The sequence below is a fragment of the Gottfriedia sp. OAE603 genome (assembly GCF_040543965.1).
Classification (GTDB): Bacteria; Bacillota; Bacilli; order Bacillales; family Bacillaceae_G; genus Gottfriedia; species Gottfriedia solisilvae.
This window is the reverse complement of sequence record NZ_JBEUNN010000001.1, coordinates 2,131,250-2,145,712: the sequence shown is the minus strand read 5'-3', so window position 1 is coordinate 2,145,712 and position 14,463 is coordinate 2,131,250. Positions and strand designations below refer to the sequence as shown.

Sequence of the window (14,463 nt, the reverse complement as noted above, 5' to 3'; positions counted from 1 at the left end):
GTTAGTTGAACGAGTGATAACTTATACTTCTATAAGAATAATAAACATAAATTCCAAAAGGAAAAAGAGCTGCCATTGCAACTCATTATATGCAAATCAATATTTTAATTTAATAGCCAGTTTTCAAGGTGAGGTATTAAGAAAAATTGAATTCATCATCTATAATTATCCTATGTAATTTTATATTTTCATCAGATATAGAAATGAAATGGTTTCTTTCTCCATTACTAATCCCTCTTATAATCCCATTAATATTCCCTATCTTTTCGAGTTTTTTCTTTCCAATTTCCCAACAAAAAAGCTCACCGCTTGAATCATACCTACCATAAAAGTAAGCATATTTACCTCTAATACAAATAGCATTAGAACCTCGTAATTTTGGTGGGACTTTATAAGTTTTTATTTCTCTTGATTCAGGGTAAAGTTGTATCAAAGGGAATTCAGAATATGGGAATAACCAAATGGATGATCCCCTTCCTTTAGTAATCGCATAACAATCATCTATAGGTGGCCTATTCAATAAGTCTGAATGATACCTAAAAATGATTTTACCATTCAAACTGAATAATACTAAACCCTCTGTCGATATTCCATTTCCAAAGACACCTTCATCAAAGTAACTGATCCAAATACCTTCCTCACCTACATCGACATCTTCAACTCCATCTCCACAATTAAAAGAATCTATTACTATACCATCTAAGTTTAAAATAAAAACATTATCCTTATTAGAATCGTCTCTAGTATCGACAATAATAATTGTATTATTATCAACCCACCTTACAATTGGAAAGTCTATCTTAATGTTTAGTGAAAGAAAAATTTCATCATTAAAGAAGAGCATAAACTTCTTTTTTTCTTTTAAAATCACTACTAGTCCATACTCGTCTTTCCAATCTGCATCAAATATTTCGTATGTCTCTAGTTTAGATGCCACTTTTGAAAATAATACAGTATCTAAGATTAATTCATTCAAATAAATCCCTCCAATGCAACTAATTTTTATTGGTAAAATTCGAAATTAATATACACTAACTATATAATCAACTAAACTGCTAATTTGCACAATAAAAAAAATCGACTAAACAAGTCGATCGTGTACTACAACTAACGCGCCAGTTAGTTGAATAAGAAATATTCTATCGCTATGACTTCAAGCCGTTTAATAATATTGCATAAAATATATAAACAGTATTAAGGTAACATTAAAATAAATTATTGATTTCTTTTTCCATTGCTTACTATTTATAATTAAAAGGTTTAAATACACTAGCAGTATTATGTTAAATATATTGAATGAAATATATTTAAAGAGCATCAACAATAATAATAAAATAAAAATGATATGAATGATCGCTTTGTACTTGAAAATTGGTAGTTTCATTATTATTTCCGCCTAATCTATGTAGTTTAGAAAACTTCTATTATAATTTTATCATTGAATCTTATTGAACTGAACAGACATTATTTCAAAAAAAAAATGAGTTACCATTAGTAACTCAAGGTGTTCAACTAACGCGCCAGTTAGTTCAAAAACTAGTTTTTTCAAATCTAACTGAATCCTAGCAAATATCTCCTTCTGCAACCATCAACATTAATAATTCGAGCTTTTCTACAACTTTATCTTTATCTTTCGAACTAAATGATTCTAAAGGTTTTCCCCATTCATAATTTTTTATTAGTTCTATTCCAAAATTACCTTTAGGATCACCTTCAGGGTACCAGCCTAAATCAATTAATATATTCCTACGCTTATGAATTGCTTGAAATAAACTTTCAGTAAAATTCATTAACCACTCTTCATCATTATTTATATTTGAAGGGTCTAATTCTAAAAATGTATTATATGTTACTTCCCAACCAGTTGATATTCTTAAAGGTTGAAGTTTTTGTCTATTCTTCAAATTTTTTTCTCCTTTAGGATCATGTTCTTTAACTAAAGCGCCAGTTAGTTGAAGAAGATTGATGTTACTCATCATCAAATTCTTCATCTATATCTTCAGCATTAATTATAATAAATTCTTTTAAATTAGAAGTAATTTTATCAACCTCTGTGGTCTCGTGATCCCATAGATAAATTTCATCTTCCATTTTCCCGTTGACTACTTTAAGACATAATTTATCTCCTGATCCATCTTCACCTATGGACATAAATTCATCTTCCATTCCTTCATCTCTTACTTCTTGATTTTGTCTTACAATATCATCCCAGGTTCTCTTTAAGTTCTTTGGATCTTTAATAGGAAACAGTCTCCATTCACCTATCTGTGCATTATTAGTTAGTTTAAAAAGTTCCTTGTATTGAATAGGGAATACAACAGCTAATTGTACTTCTGCAGACTTTATATCTAAATCCGTAACTCCAGGTTTGTTTGAATCAATTAAGTCGACCACATCATTCATTTATAACTTCCATCCTTTTAATTATTTTCACATGTTATTAGGGGTTTCAACACACGCGCCAGTTTGTTCAATAAAGAAAACTTACTATATCATATCAAAACTATAAATTATCCCGTCGTAAATCTTTGCTAGATACATTCATATATTTTATAGTGTTCTGCCAACATTTAGCTTAATTTTGTCAAAATCTATTAATTCTATTTGTTTTATTACAAAAATATTGCAAGATGATATTTTCATTACAAAGCCATAAATAGATGATGTTATTGATCCATATCAAAGTTAAATGTGATAAATTGAATAAAAGTTAAATAAAAGCAGAATAGAAAGGAACCATCATGAACAGAACCTACATAAATTTCCCTTTTACCACTATCATAAAGGGGTTCCTTACAGTATGTTTACTAATTTTAAGTCTCACTTCATTTTCTACATTACATGTATCAGCAAATACTAATACAGCATTTAAATATAATTCGAAAGTGCCATTACCAAAAGCTCACCAAGAGTATTTATATAATCTGTGTAAACAACGTGGGTTATCATATCGATCGGCACTTGCAATCATTAAAATAGAAAGTAAGTAATTTTCATGCAAACGCTCGAAATAATGAAAGCTACGGTTACTTCCAAATTGCAAAAGTAAACCATAAAAGTCTGGCCAAAACTCTACACACTGCAAACAAACCAACAGATCCTTACATTAATATCAAATGGGGTACATATATGCTTTCTTCTTTACAAAAGAAGTATAAAGCAAAAGGATATCGTGGCGTAAAATTAACAGAAGCCATTTTAAGTGCTTACAATAAAGGTGTTGGTGGTTATGAACGAACAGGAAAAGCTACGTCATATATCGCTAAGTATAATAAAGCGTTAAAAGTCGTAAATTCATGGTTCTAAGATCATACTCGAAAGTTAAGTTCAATAATAATAGACAAGGTGCAATTCATCTGAATTGCACCTTGTCTATTATTACTTCGATAAGTAAATACAAAACTTCAAATTTCTATTGAATACTAAAATTAGTTATCTTAACATTTTCCCAGCGTATCAATAATGTAGACTTACGCATCAACATATTTGTAATCAGTAGTTACTGAACTAAACTGCCAATAATTAAACAGGAGTCGAACATCATCGACTTCTGAATTTTCAACTAACGCGCCAGTTAGTGGAATAAGAACTACTCTTTGAGACTTAAAGTAAATACTTCTTGCCATTTAGAATTCTTATAACCGATACTTTTATAAAATTCATGTGCTTCTTTTCTCTGGCCACCAGATCTTACTCGCATCTCTTGATAACCTTTTTTCCTTGCCCAATCTTCACATTTACGCATTAACTTTTCACCGTTTCCGTTTCTACGATGACTTTGATCAACTACTAAACCACCAATTTCTGCGAATGGATTTACCCCGATTAAATGTCTTCCGTGTATATGAATCCAACTAGAAATTTCATTGCTATTTACCTCAATTACATAAATTGCATTATCATCATTTAATAGTAATTTCTCCATTCGTTTCAAAACTTCCGTTTCGGATACTTCATAACCATGCTGCAGTGATAATCTGGCTATCTCTTTGGAATCAGTTAGTCTCGCCTCTCTTATTAACATGGGAATCCAACCTTTCTAAGTTTTCCTATATGCTAATTTTATAGAACTAACGCGCCAGTTAGTTGAATATGGATTTATTAAGAAGTTACATAGTTAAGTACGAGTAATGCTATAAAAACAGTAAAATATAAAACTAACTTTTTGAATCCTAGTTCTTTTTTTAAACCATTTCCATCTTTTGCTTTCATAATGAAACATCATATAATCAATTACACTCAACACTATCGCCCCTAACAGGAACCAAGTAATATTTGACATGAAAACTCTCCCTAAAATATAATATTTTATTTTAGTATAATTCTGCATTTTTTTTTTAAGTCCTTCTTCAACTGATCCTACTCGTTATCACAAAAAATAGACTACCGAAGTAGTCCACCCTTGTTTAACTAATGCGCCAGTTAGTTGAATAAGATTTAACTTTATTTATTTATTTAAATCCACATCTAAATTACCAATGTTACCTATAATCGTAGGGTTAGCTTTAAATGCTCCCCTCCATGATAAAAGGTTAGTCCCTTGTCTGAATTTACAATCAACTATTTCTGATTTTCCATTGAAAAAAGTATCAAAAAAATTAACATATTCATTAAAGGTTGTTTTTAATAAAGTAAACGAGGAATAGATCTCACCACATCTAAAATCTGTTTCTTTTTCAAAAATACAGTTTTCAATAATTAAATCACCTTTAAAATGTACTGAATGAAAAAATCCATTTTTAATCACACAATGCTTAAATGTTACGCTATTTTCGAAGGTCACAAATCCTAAATCAAGATAATCAAATCGACAATTTTCAAATATAATTCTATTTAATATCCTTTCTTCATTTGAAAATCCATTATTTCGAAAATCTATTGTTTTAAATTTTTTATCAAATATCGGAAGTTCTTTGTCAATTAATGCAAACAATATTTCCTCTGATAGAAATTCTATACAAATCACCCTTTAAATCTATTTATTTAGATCAAAGCTAACCCTTTATTGAGTTATATTTTATATCAATTATTCGGTTAGTAGAGACTATAATCCTTCTTCAATTATGCTGCCATTAAATACAACAAAAAAATAGACCACCGAAGTAGTCTATCTTTGTTCAACTAAAGCGCCAGTTAGTTGAATTAATTATACGTGTAATGATAATAAATCTTTAGTAAAAGAACTCAAATCATTACTGACATTGGGATGCTTCAGGACATTTTGTAAAATATCTATGTAGTAAATCTTACCCTCACCCTCAACACCATTTATGATTCGATTTAGCATCCAAACCGTATGTGAAGTCGGGCACCTCTGAATTGATTGAACCAACTTTTGTTCATAGCCTTTTCCAAAAAATTGTTCAACAAAATGCACCAACGGACCTGGTGAACCAAAATCGATATTAGGATTCTGCTCAATAAGTAACAGGATAGGATCGACTGCATCAATTGCCTCCTCATATCCTTCAATCTCTTCTGTAATTTCATAAGCGATATCAACAAAATCTTCGCTCAAAACAGAGTTTTTAAGAAGTTCTAATTGCTTTTTTAATTTGTTTTCCATACATTCACCTCTAAATATTTATACTCTGAATTGGGGAAAGGCACCAACCATAATTCAACTAAAGCGCCAGTTAGTTGAATAAGAAATAAATAATACATACTGAAATGACAGAAATCATTGCTAAAATGAAAAAATAAAGTTGAGAAATTTCTTTATTAATTTCTTTAAACATTTTTTTTAGGATATCTTCAAGTATTCTAAAGAGATTCAAAGCTATAAGAATCACTATTACAGTAAAATATAGCCTATTATTTATTAACTTTGTTTCAATTATCAATAGAATTGGTATAAAAAATAGTGAAAGCAAAAAATTAATTAAATCTTTCTTAGAACTTTTAAATAACCAAATTCCATAAATTCGAAAGAAATTCATGACCTTACCACCAATCGCAACATATTAGTAAATTATATTTTATATATTCGATTGAAAATAGGAAATTCCTTGAAATTAATAAAAAATGAGCCACTTCTGTGACTCATGATCTTCATCTAACGCGCCAGTTAGTTCAATAAGAAATATCCTAAAACTGATTAATTGCCAAGTTAATAACACTTCAATTCCAGCACTTATAAATGAAATTTTTCCTTAACTATATTTGCTACTTCTTCTGCACTTAAGTTTGTATTGTTAATCTTGATATAGTTTGAGAAATTGATTTCACCTTCTAAGGAATTTAATCTATGTTTCTCCATTGTTCGTTTTAAGTCATTTTCAGACCATTCAATATCTCGTTTTTTAGGCTTATGTTCAAGTCTATTTGGAGTTCGATTTCGCTCAAGTCTCTCCTCTAAGTCAGCCTCTAACTCTACATAGTAAACAGTGCCACCCCTGGACTCAAAAAGCTGAGATAGTTGTTTAACATATTCCCAATCCGATTCCATATCAAACATCCAGACATAAGTGAAAATCATTCCATACAAATTACTCATTGAAACCTCTTCAAATATCTTCTGGCGAAACAAATTTACTAATCTTTTACCTTCTTCTGTACTGTAATCAAAAAAATGACTAACCAAGTCAATCGTCATATGGTTATGAAAAAGTTTCAAATCAGTTATTTTAGCTAGCTCCTGACCAACTGTCATTTTACCAACCGCTTGTGGTCCAAAAACATGTACAAATTTCATAGTTTACCTCCTAAACAAAAAACTACTTGATCACTTACCTCTATACAACTTTTAATATGATTGTATAAAAAACACCAACCCCAGTCCTATTATATGGGTTGGCATTTTTCAACATATGCACGCTAATAAACAAAATGATGTTTTACAAGGGCCTTGGGGGAGGGCTTGTTCACGTATTATTCTATTTTTTTTAATGAAATCCTTTTTTTCACTATAAAATAATTCTTATTATCCTAATAGTGTTTATTACTGTTTAATGCAATTTCAAATTGTGATCATGTTTTTCAACAAACGAATCAGGTAGTTGAATAAAGATTCAAAACTAATAACATTTTCTTCTTGTAAATTATAAGAGCCCTAATTTGCTGATTCTTCTTTAGCAAATGCTTGAACAATAGATTGTACAAGGATTTTTGCTGTTTCTACTTTACTAGAACATTCGGTTATATCATGATTCTTATTTATTATGTAATGTGTTGCTTTCGTTGAGTATAGTGAGTCTGATGAATTAGCTATCATGTAGTTAGCATTAGAGGTTTTCATTCTAATTTTTGCTCTTTCAATAAGTGAATTTTTATCTAGGTTACTTTCAAGCTTAAAACCAACTAGAAGCACATCTTGGTCCCACTTTTTAATTTGCTTTAACACTTTTGGAGCCTTCTTCAAATGGATAATCGGTGGATTATCGCTTGAGATTTTTCCATCCTGAGATAATATTTCTCCTTCTTGATTTACCATCTTATCTACTATCCAATCTGAACCAGCAGCTGCCATGATGACAACATCTATTTTTTGGTTTAATATTATATTCTTCATCTTATCTTGAAGTTCTAAAATACCTTCAAAACTTTCTAGATGAAGGTTTTGATTGTCTTTAACTAAAGGTTTTGCAGTAAAGTAACCATGTAAATATGTAACATTTGCCCCTTTTGCTAATAATTCTTCAGCTATAATCTTACCTATAGTTCCTTTAGCTAAGTTTGTATGACCACGGACTTTATCCCACTTTTCTATACATCCACCACTAGTAATTAACACATTTTTACCTACCATTTTTTCATCCTTCCTAATCATCTGTTCTTTTATTTTATCATCTATATTCTTAATAGAAACATAGTTCTTAAATAAAAAAAGAGTCGCCGAAGCAACTCATGTTGTTGAACTAACGCATGCGTTAGTTCAACAATAGTATATAACTAATTACTCAAGAGACTTATTAGTATAATAGCTATATTTACAAAGATTAAAATAAGGTGAATTAGTATCCCTATTTCTAATAACTTTAAGTTACCTTTGTTCTTAAATGTTAAAAATAAAAAATACGTTATTATAGCTAGAATAATAGCTAAAAATGGCCCGAATGCTACGGCTGTCATTGATGCTGGACCACCATCTAATTGTTCGCTTACATCATATATAATAGCAATTAACACAATTAAAAAATAATAATTCAAAAATGAAATAAAAGAATAAAAGCTAATTTGCTTAATTGAAAATACTTCTTTATCATCGATCTTCAATATCATTCTCCCTCATTAGTTGTATATGAATATCTATTAGATGGTACACTCATAAACGGTAAAAGAAGTTCCTGTTCCATATCCATTTACTACTTCATGAATAACAACATTATGAAGCTCATTATTTTTAAGTGTATTTATAAATTCATCATTTTCATAAAGACGCATTGGAAAATCCATTATTTCAGTCTTAATAACTATGTTTTCATGCATCAATTCATATTTTAACTTCGTATGTAACATTTTATTTTCTTCATCAAAGTGGACTTTTTTAGATTCAACGATAGATTCATTATTAAACTGTATACAATTCGTTTGAACCCAATCAAGAACGTCTTCTGGTTCACTCTTTTTGGTTATAATCGTTAAAAGTAATTTCCCATCATTCTTTAACATCGATTTCAAGTTTTCTAAACTCTCGTCTACCAAGTGATCTGGTAGTAGAGAAAATGAACCGAACGGAATCATAATTAAATCATATTTTTTATCGCTTTTGAATTCCTCAATTTTATCATTAAAAATATTCGGATTAAGATTTAATTTTGCACATTTCTCTTTACATAATTTCAGCATGTCATCCGAAATATCAAACCCCTCAATATCTATACCTTCTTGCATGAATGGAATCAGCATTCGTCCATTTCCACACATTGGTTCAAGCACCTTCATGTTTTTGTCTTTCACAAAAGAAAGGAAAAAATCGAGTTCCCTTCCTTCTGCAATTGACTTATTTCTTTCATACATTCTTGCACATAGTTCACCGTAGTAATCAACCATTCTTGTTTCACCTTTTACCCTTACATATAAATTGATAATTCGTAATTACCTTATCATTTAATAATGAAATTTTCTATGTGCTTATATTCCACTTAACTGCCAGTTGGCCCCAATAAAAAAACAGACTGCCGTAGCAGCCTATCGTTGTTCAACAAACGCGCCAGTTAGTTTAATAACTACTATTTCTTTTTCTAAATAACATAGAAACTGATACAGTAAAAATTATCAGTGACAACGGGACTGTAATTAAATCATTTATTGGTGTTATAATCCCAACTGCAAAAATTAAGATGGCTAAAAAAAGTAAACCAACAAACTTCAACATAATTATCTCCTTTTACTTAGTAATTAAATTAGTTCGTTATTTATATAAAAACACCTCTTTGTTTACTACCAAACAAAAAAAGGACTGTAAAAGTCCTTACGCTAATCAGCTAAAACAGACATTAGTTCAATTATTTCTCCAATTGTTCTGATATCTTCTGTAATTGTTCTGATATCTTCTCAAATGTTTTTTGATTTTTCAGCTGAATGTCAATTAGTTTTAAAACACCTAAAAATAATATTAATACTGCTATTTGCTCCATACTTCTCACCAATCTATGTTGTTATAAGAAGTTAATCATATCATAAAATATAAACTTTTATGCAACTAACGCGCCAGTTAGTTCTGCCAAGTATTGAAACAATTAAAGAGCCACATTTGTGACTCTCGATATTGAACTAACGCGCCAGTTAGTTCAATAAGGTATAAAATTTTCTTAATCTCCTAAGGCTTCTACTATATTATTCCCTTGGAGTGCTTCTTCACATAACTCCTTCAACTTCATTGAAAAGTATCTTACTTTTTGGTCATCTACGGTATCAGAATTGTATTTTTCTGTTAAACCATTACAAATGTTTATTAACTCCATAATCTCTTGTCTGTTAAAATCTTTATCACCGTATTGATCTAAGCCTAAAAGTAAATCAAACTTCTCTCTAGGGCCATTTGCTTTATATCTTTGCCAATATTCCTCACTTTTGCAAAGAAAGCCCTTTAATTCTTCTCTAAACTTTATATGCTTTCCAGAATACCTTGATTTAATATAGAAATCTAAACCTACACCAGAATCAAAAAATTCGCTTAAATTTTGTTTATGGAAATTTTTATCCAATCTTAACCCCACCATTTCCATTATTTATCTGCTCTAAAGCTTAGTAACTAAAGCGCCAGTTAGTTTAATTGATCCTAGTAGAAGACGCTTTTCTGTTATAGGATATTCTAAGGTAAATTCAATTAATTAATAAATTCATCAATATCACATTCGAATCCGTGATTTTCTTTTATTATGATTGCAACTTGTTTAGCCAAATTCCTTATCATTTTTAAATCAGAAGATTTATTGAATATTATATTTTCTACAATTTTATGTTCTATCACTTCAACTTCGTTTATGTTAAACTCTTTTACTTCATAATAAGCAGATATCTCTAAGTCATAATTTCCCTGCCAACCTAATACAGTTAAATCTACCATATTTAAGTTCGTTTCTATCTCAAATTGTAGCTCCTTTTTATATTCCTCATGAAGTGTAGAAACTCTATGTTTGAAACTTTTTATAATATTTTCTATTTTAAGTTCTAATGTTTCTGACATAATATTTACCCCCAAATTAAAAACAAGTCGTCTAGTAAGTAGTCTAAATTAATATAATTTCTATTTTTGGGATAGAAACTCTGTAAAATCGATGTATTAATATAACTAACGCGCCAGTTAGTTGTACAAGGAAATTAGAACATTTAAATCAATTAACGTTTAATCCTAACCTATTAGCAAGTTCAATTATGAATTCCTTTTGTAAATGATCTTTTGTTTTTGCATATACTTCATTTATTCTTCTTTGGGCTCTATCATGCTCACCGTATATTTCATATAGAATTGTCAGGTAATGCGGATTTTCATATAATCCAAGTTCCTCTTTATTTTCTAATCCCCTAATGACATCTTCTATAGTTTTAAATTGTTCAAAATACGGAAGAATCACGTTTTGTATGTCTTTTTCAACCTGCTTTTTTACTTCATCTAAATTGGTAGCCTTAGAGAGTTTATACCAATTCTGTGATGAATTTTTTAATTCATTAATTCGAATCCTTAATACAGATTCTACTTCCATTGGAAAATTCGACGGTTCCCATTCGTTTATTGCTCGAAATAATTTTTCATTATATATTCCTGTGTTAATGGTGAACTCCACTTCATCCTCTGAATTCCACTTGGAGGACTGGATGTTAACTGTCCATGCAAATTCCGGAAAAATCTTTGCGAAGTTATTTGCTTTCTTTTTAAAGCCATTTTGCTTAAACAGAGGTGCTATTATTTCTTTGATTATTTGCTTTAGCTCATTTTGCATTCACAACTTCACTCCCTTATTTAGTCGAAAGTTACATAAGTCAATTTTTAAATTATATATCCACTAATTCACAGTGTTCTTATTTCACTATTATCCTATTTACTGACAATAAAAAACGAGCTGCAAGCAACTCGTAATCTTCAACTAACGCGCCAGTTAGTTCAATAACTATTGTTTAGAATAATCGATACCCCACTTCAAAAACTTCGGCCAAATAGATTCATCAAATACAGATTCATTTTCTATGTTGTAAACTTCACTGAGTTCTTTCCAATCATTAAATATGAATCTCTTTGGATATTTTCTAATCTGGATAAGTTCAATAAGTAATCCTTCAAAAGCCATTTCGTATTCACCTTGATTATAGTAATGCTCTACTTCTTTAATGGCTTCAGTGTCTAAAACTTCTTCTGATGATAATATATATTCTTTAAGTCTCTCAGAATTCATGCTTTTAACCGCCTATAAAAACTTGGATTAAAAATTAAAAGTGCGTTCTATTGTAGGTAAACCAAAATAACCAAATATTGTTCCAAGTAATAGGACGAATAAAAACAACCATAATACATCTTTTTTAATAGATTTTATAAAACAAATTATTAATCCTAATATAGTAAAAAAAGTTATTATTACTAATATCTTATAACTCATCTTTAATCACCTTTTTATTTGAGATATTCTGATAATATCATATTTATTCATTAACAATACTGCCAGTTTGAAAATAAAAAGGATGTAGAACAGCCTCTTGAAGTTTAACTAACGGGCCAGTTAATTGAATAAGGATTTATCTATTTCAGTAATGACTTCAAATCCTCGGACGATCATTACTATGAGTATTTCTTGCAATTTCTTCATTCATTATATCTTTCTCATTTTTAACAGGCGCTTTTGTACCATACTTTTTTTGCATAAAGAAACCTAGTGCGATTGCAAAAATCCCTATTCCCCAAAATAAATATCCAAATAGTGTCAAATAATTATCCTCCTCTAATTAAGAAACCATATTATTTCTAATATATTTAATGGTTCTACTTTTATATTCAATAATTTAGTAAAAATCCCCTTTTCCCATTAAAAAAAGACTACCGAAGTAGCCTATCACTGTAAAACTAAAGCTGTCATTGCAATTGTAACTATGTTATTCAACTAACGTGCCAGTTAGTTGCGTTGAATTGTTATTTATTTTATTTTAAATAACATATAGTTTTTTTAAAAAGTAAAATGTAAAATAATATAAAGCTCCTGAGTCAGTTGGGGGACTCAAGAGCTATCCTTATCCAGCCTTAATTGAAGGCATTAATTTATATGCAAAAAAGTTAGATTAATTACTAAATTTCTTTTCTTCTTTTTTGGTTTTTCTATATTACATGTACTGATTTAATATGAACTAGTCCAATTAGAGAAATTTCTCCATTAGCTTGTACAATTTCAACCATATTATCATCTACCTTTTTAAGTAGACCAATTTTTAAAGTATCAATTCCACCATCAATTACAATAATAGTTCCTTGTATTAATTCTAATTGTTCGCGAAGAGTTAACTCTACTGATCCGTTTATCGGTTTAAAAGGAAAAGTTTCATTACTTAAATTATAAGGATTTCTTTCTTGATTATAGAGTCTTACCCATTTTATATGAGCTAAAGAAATATACATAGTTTTAAATAAAGGGGAATAAAAAACTAAATAGTCGTTTAACACTTGCAAAATGTACCCATGAAAAGTTAAATTTCTTTTAACTTTAATTTCTACATAGTTTCTTTTCACATTCGATAGTACTGTTCGCAAAGAGATATCTTCACTATCTTTCATGAATGTATCCACATTAGGGTTAGCTATTTTTTCATTGGACATTCTATCAATGCCTAACTTATGAACATGAGATAATGATATATAATAATAGTCTTGTCCATTGAATAAGACTATTATATTCTGCCCTTCATCAGTAAGTATTCCTTCGAAAGGCTTGTCTCCCATTAAGTTTACACAAATTTGTTTTCCAATTAAATTTGTTAAAATACCTATTATAACCACCTCCAAATGATTGAAAAGCAGATTGCCAAATACTATATATATTCTTTATATCTATTTCTGTAACTAGCTGAAGCCTATACAAAAAAATTCTGTTATAAATTGATACTAATCTTAGTGCATATGCTGAATTAAACATTCAATAAAAACATGTATTAAATAAAAAATCAGATGACCACTTAATGAATGGACCTGTTAAATTAACATGATGGTTATTAGATACTAAAAGTGACTACTATCCAAACAGTCTTTTTAATGCTTTTTCAGCTGATAATAATTTAGTTGAATTAGAAATTATTAACCAATAAAAAATGAGCCACTTCTGTGACTCAAGCTGTTCAACTAACGCGCCAGTTAGTTTAATAACAATTTTATTAATTTTCTAGTTTTTAGTAGGAATTCCTTTAGTAATCTTTATTGTTAATTTGTTTAAAATATTTACACTGACTGCGAGTACTATGTAAATTACAATGATTTTAATAATCAACTTTAAAATAATACTTTTAAAGAAACCTGCTAACCAATTAACACCGTAATATATACAAACAAAAGCTAAAGCGAAGGTAAAAAGATATGAAATCAGTACACCTGAGATTTGGAGTTTAGTTAGCCCTTTTAATAAGTTTCTATTTTTGAATGTTATATAAATCGTTATCACAAAGAAAATAACCAACATTAAAATATCTTTCATAATTACTCTCCTTTTACTCTAATTCACTAATTCTAACACAAAGCATATTGAATTATCTTACCGATAAAAATAAAAAAAAGTGCTGCCAAAAGCAGCACTTTTTGCGCAACTAACGCACCAGTTAGTTGAAGAACATTACATAAGTTTCTTTTCCAGAATTCTTTTATACCATTTGGTGAAGAAGGTGGAGGTAATCTATTATACTTTGTTTTTTATCCTAATTACATTCTAAAATTTACTTGTGGTCACTACAGAAAAAGCCGAGGATCTAATAATATCCCCAGCTTTCTCAACATTTTATTCACTTTTCAAAAAATGACTAGCACCGATTCTACGACACTTTATAATCTTATTT

19 protein-coding genes are annotated in these 14,463 nt (G+C 29.3%); 1 reads left to right on the top strand and 18 read right to left on the bottom strand.

What is annotated here, in order from left to right; genetic code table 11:
* Positions 1-136: 136 nt before the first annotated feature.
* The 3 genes from ABID96_RS10675 to ABID96_RS10665 form a co-directional block, all read right to left on the bottom strand.
* Positions 137-976 carry a TetR family transcriptional regulator gene (locus tag ABID96_RS10675; protein WP_192604584.1) on the bottom strand — a complete coding sequence of 280 codons (840 nt, stop codon included), beginning with the start codon at positions 974-976 and terminating at the stop codon, positions 137-139.
* Between the two features lie 586 nt (positions 977-1,562).
* Entirely contained in the window at positions 1,563-1,976 is a 414-nt protein-coding gene (locus ABID96_RS10670; protein WP_192604583.1) for a hypothetical protein, read from the bottom strand.
* A complete protein-coding gene (locus ABID96_RS10665) occupies positions 1,969-2,403 on the bottom strand; it encodes an SMI1/KNR4 family protein (RefSeq protein WP_192604582.1) in 435 nt (144 codons plus the stop codon). The genes ABID96_RS10670 and ABID96_RS10665 overlap by 8 nt, the downstream gene beginning before the upstream one ends.
* Positions 2,404-3,036: 633 nt before the next feature.
* Here ABID96_RS10665 and ABID96_RS10660 point away from each other — a divergent pair.
* Positions 3,037-3,306: a transglycosylase SLT domain-containing protein gene (locus ABID96_RS10660; RefSeq protein WP_377897054.1), complete on the top strand. Its 270-nt coding sequence runs from the start codon at positions 3,037-3,039 to the stop codon at positions 3,304-3,306.
* 283 nt (positions 3,307-3,589) lie between these two features.
* Here the strand turns inward: ABID96_RS10660 and ABID96_RS10655 are convergent, their stop codons facing one another.
* The 15 genes from ABID96_RS10655 to ABID96_RS10585 form a co-directional block, all read right to left on the bottom strand.
* Positions 3,590-4,024, bottom strand: coding sequence for a GNAT family N-acetyltransferase (locus tag ABID96_RS10655; RefSeq protein ID WP_192604581.1), 435 nt, complete (start codon positions 4,022-4,024; stop codon positions 3,590-3,592).
* A 423-nt stretch (positions 4,025-4,447) separates the two neighbouring features.
* Positions 4,448-4,933, bottom strand: a complete 486-nt coding sequence (locus tag ABID96_RS10650; protein ID WP_377896853.1) for a pentapeptide repeat-containing protein — start codon at positions 4,931-4,933, stop codon at positions 4,448-4,450.
* A 213-nt stretch (positions 4,934-5,146) separates the two neighbouring features.
* Positions 5,147-5,566: a hypothetical protein gene (locus ABID96_RS10645; protein ID WP_377896852.1), complete on the bottom strand. Its 420-nt coding sequence runs from the start codon at positions 5,564-5,566 to the stop codon at positions 5,147-5,149.
* 567 nt (positions 5,567-6,133) lie between these two features.
* Positions 6,134-6,694, bottom strand: coding sequence for an AAA family ATPase (locus ABID96_RS10640; protein ID WP_192601993.1), 561 nt, complete (start codon positions 6,692-6,694; stop codon positions 6,134-6,136).
* Between the two features lie 357 nt (positions 6,695-7,051).
* Entirely contained in the window at positions 7,052-7,747 is a 696-nt protein-coding gene (locus tag ABID96_RS10635) for a phosphopantothenoylcysteine decarboxylase domain-containing protein (RefSeq protein WP_192601992.1), read from the bottom strand.
* A gap of 143 nt (positions 7,748-7,890) precedes the next feature.
* Positions 7,891-8,214 (bottom strand): hypothetical protein, encoded by a 324-nt coding sequence (locus ABID96_RS10630; protein WP_192601991.1) that lies wholly within the window; start codon positions 8,212-8,214, stop codon positions 7,891-7,893.
* A gap of 36 nt (positions 8,215-8,250) precedes the next feature.
* Positions 8,251-8,991, bottom strand: coding sequence for a class I SAM-dependent methyltransferase (locus ABID96_RS10625; protein WP_192601990.1), 741 nt, complete (start codon positions 8,989-8,991; stop codon positions 8,251-8,253).
* Between the two features lie 455 nt (positions 8,992-9,446).
* On the bottom strand, positions 9,447-9,578 hold the full coding sequence (locus ABID96_RS10620) for a hypothetical protein (RefSeq protein WP_377896851.1): 132 nt from the start codon (positions 9,576-9,578) through the stop codon (positions 9,447-9,449).
* 174 nt (positions 9,579-9,752) lie between these two features.
* Entirely contained in the window at positions 9,753-10,148 is a 396-nt protein-coding gene (locus tag ABID96_RS10615; protein WP_192601989.1) for a hypothetical protein, read from the bottom strand.
* A 122-nt stretch (positions 10,149-10,270) separates the two neighbouring features.
* Complete coding sequence (locus ABID96_RS10610; RefSeq protein ID WP_192601988.1) at positions 10,271-10,630, bottom strand: hypothetical protein; 360 nt, start codon at positions 10,628-10,630, stop codon at positions 10,271-10,273.
* A gap of 148 nt (positions 10,631-10,778) precedes the next feature.
* Complete coding sequence (locus tag ABID96_RS10605) at positions 10,779-11,384, bottom strand: DUF4304 domain-containing protein (protein WP_087999103.1); 606 nt, start codon at positions 11,382-11,384, stop codon at positions 10,779-10,781.
* A 168-nt stretch (positions 11,385-11,552) separates the two neighbouring features.
* Positions 11,553-11,834: a hypothetical protein gene (locus tag ABID96_RS10600; RefSeq protein ID WP_192601987.1), complete on the bottom strand. Its 282-nt coding sequence runs from the start codon at positions 11,832-11,834 to the stop codon at positions 11,553-11,555.
* A gap of 358 nt (positions 11,835-12,192) precedes the next feature.
* A complete protein-coding gene (locus tag ABID96_RS10595) occupies positions 12,193-12,360 on the bottom strand; it encodes a hypothetical protein (protein ID WP_192601986.1) in 168 nt (55 codons plus the stop codon).
* Positions 12,361-12,745: 385 nt separating this feature from the next.
* On the bottom strand, positions 12,746-13,363 hold the full coding sequence (locus ABID96_RS10590; RefSeq protein ID WP_192601985.1) for a DUF2642 domain-containing protein: 618 nt from the start codon (positions 13,361-13,363) through the stop codon (positions 12,746-12,748).
* Between the two features lie 436 nt (positions 13,364-13,799).
* Positions 13,800-14,108: a hypothetical protein gene (locus ABID96_RS10585; protein ID WP_192601984.1), complete on the bottom strand. Its 309-nt coding sequence runs from the start codon at positions 14,106-14,108 to the stop codon at positions 13,800-13,802.
* Positions 14,109-14,463: the final 355 nt, after the last annotated feature.

What these genes read in the sequence shown, in the direction of transcription:
- ABID96_RS10645 (WP_377896852.1), bottom strand. Translation starts at nt 5,566, where the DNA reads ATGGAAAACAAATTAAAAAAGCAATTAGAACTTCTTAAAAACTCTGTT.
- ABID96_RS10610 (WP_192601988.1), bottom strand. Translation starts at nt 10,630, where the DNA reads ATGTCAGAAACATTAGAACTTAAAATAGAAAATATTATAAAAAGTTTC.
- ABID96_RS10665 (WP_192604582.1), bottom strand. Translation starts at nt 2,403, where the DNA reads ATGAATGATGTGGTCGACTTAATTGATTCAAACAAACCTGGAGTTACG.
- ABID96_RS10585 (WP_192601984.1), bottom strand. Translation starts at nt 14,108, where the DNA reads ATGAAAGATATTTTAATGTTGGTTATTTTCTTTGTGATAACGATTTAT.
- ABID96_RS10655 (WP_192604581.1), bottom strand. Translation starts at nt 4,024, where the DNA reads ATGTTAATAAGAGAGGCGAGACTAACTGATTCCAAAGAGATAGCCAGA.
- ABID96_RS10590 (WP_192601985.1), bottom strand. Translation starts at nt 13,363, where the DNA reads ATGGGAGACAAGCCTTTCGAAGGAATACTTACTGATGAAGGGCAGAAT.
- ABID96_RS10635 (WP_192601992.1), bottom strand. Translation starts at nt 7,747, where the DNA reads ATGGTAGGTAAAAATGTGTTAATTACTAGTGGTGGATGTATAGAAAAG.
- ABID96_RS10640 (WP_192601993.1), bottom strand. Translation starts at nt 6,694, where the DNA reads ATGAAATTTGTACATGTTTTTGGACCACAAGCGGTTGGTAAAATGACA.
- ABID96_RS10605 (WP_087999103.1), bottom strand. Translation starts at nt 11,384, where the DNA reads ATGCAAAATGAGCTAAAGCAAATAATCAAAGAAATAATAGCACCTCTG.
- ABID96_RS10620 (WP_377896851.1), bottom strand. Translation starts at nt 9,578, where the DNA reads ATGGAGCAAATAGCAGTATTAATATTATTTTTAGGTGTTTTAAAACTA.
- ABID96_RS10670 (WP_192604583.1), bottom strand. Translation starts at nt 1,976, where the DNA reads ATGAGTAACATCAATCTTCTTCAACTAACTGGCGCTTTAGTTAAAGAA.
- ABID96_RS10625 (WP_192601990.1), bottom strand. Translation starts at nt 8,991, where the DNA reads ATGGTTGATTACTACGGTGAACTATGTGCAAGAATGTATGAAAGAAAT.
- ABID96_RS10600 (WP_192601987.1), bottom strand. Translation starts at nt 11,834, where the DNA reads ATGAATTCTGAGAGACTTAAAGAATATATATTATCATCAGAAGAAGTT.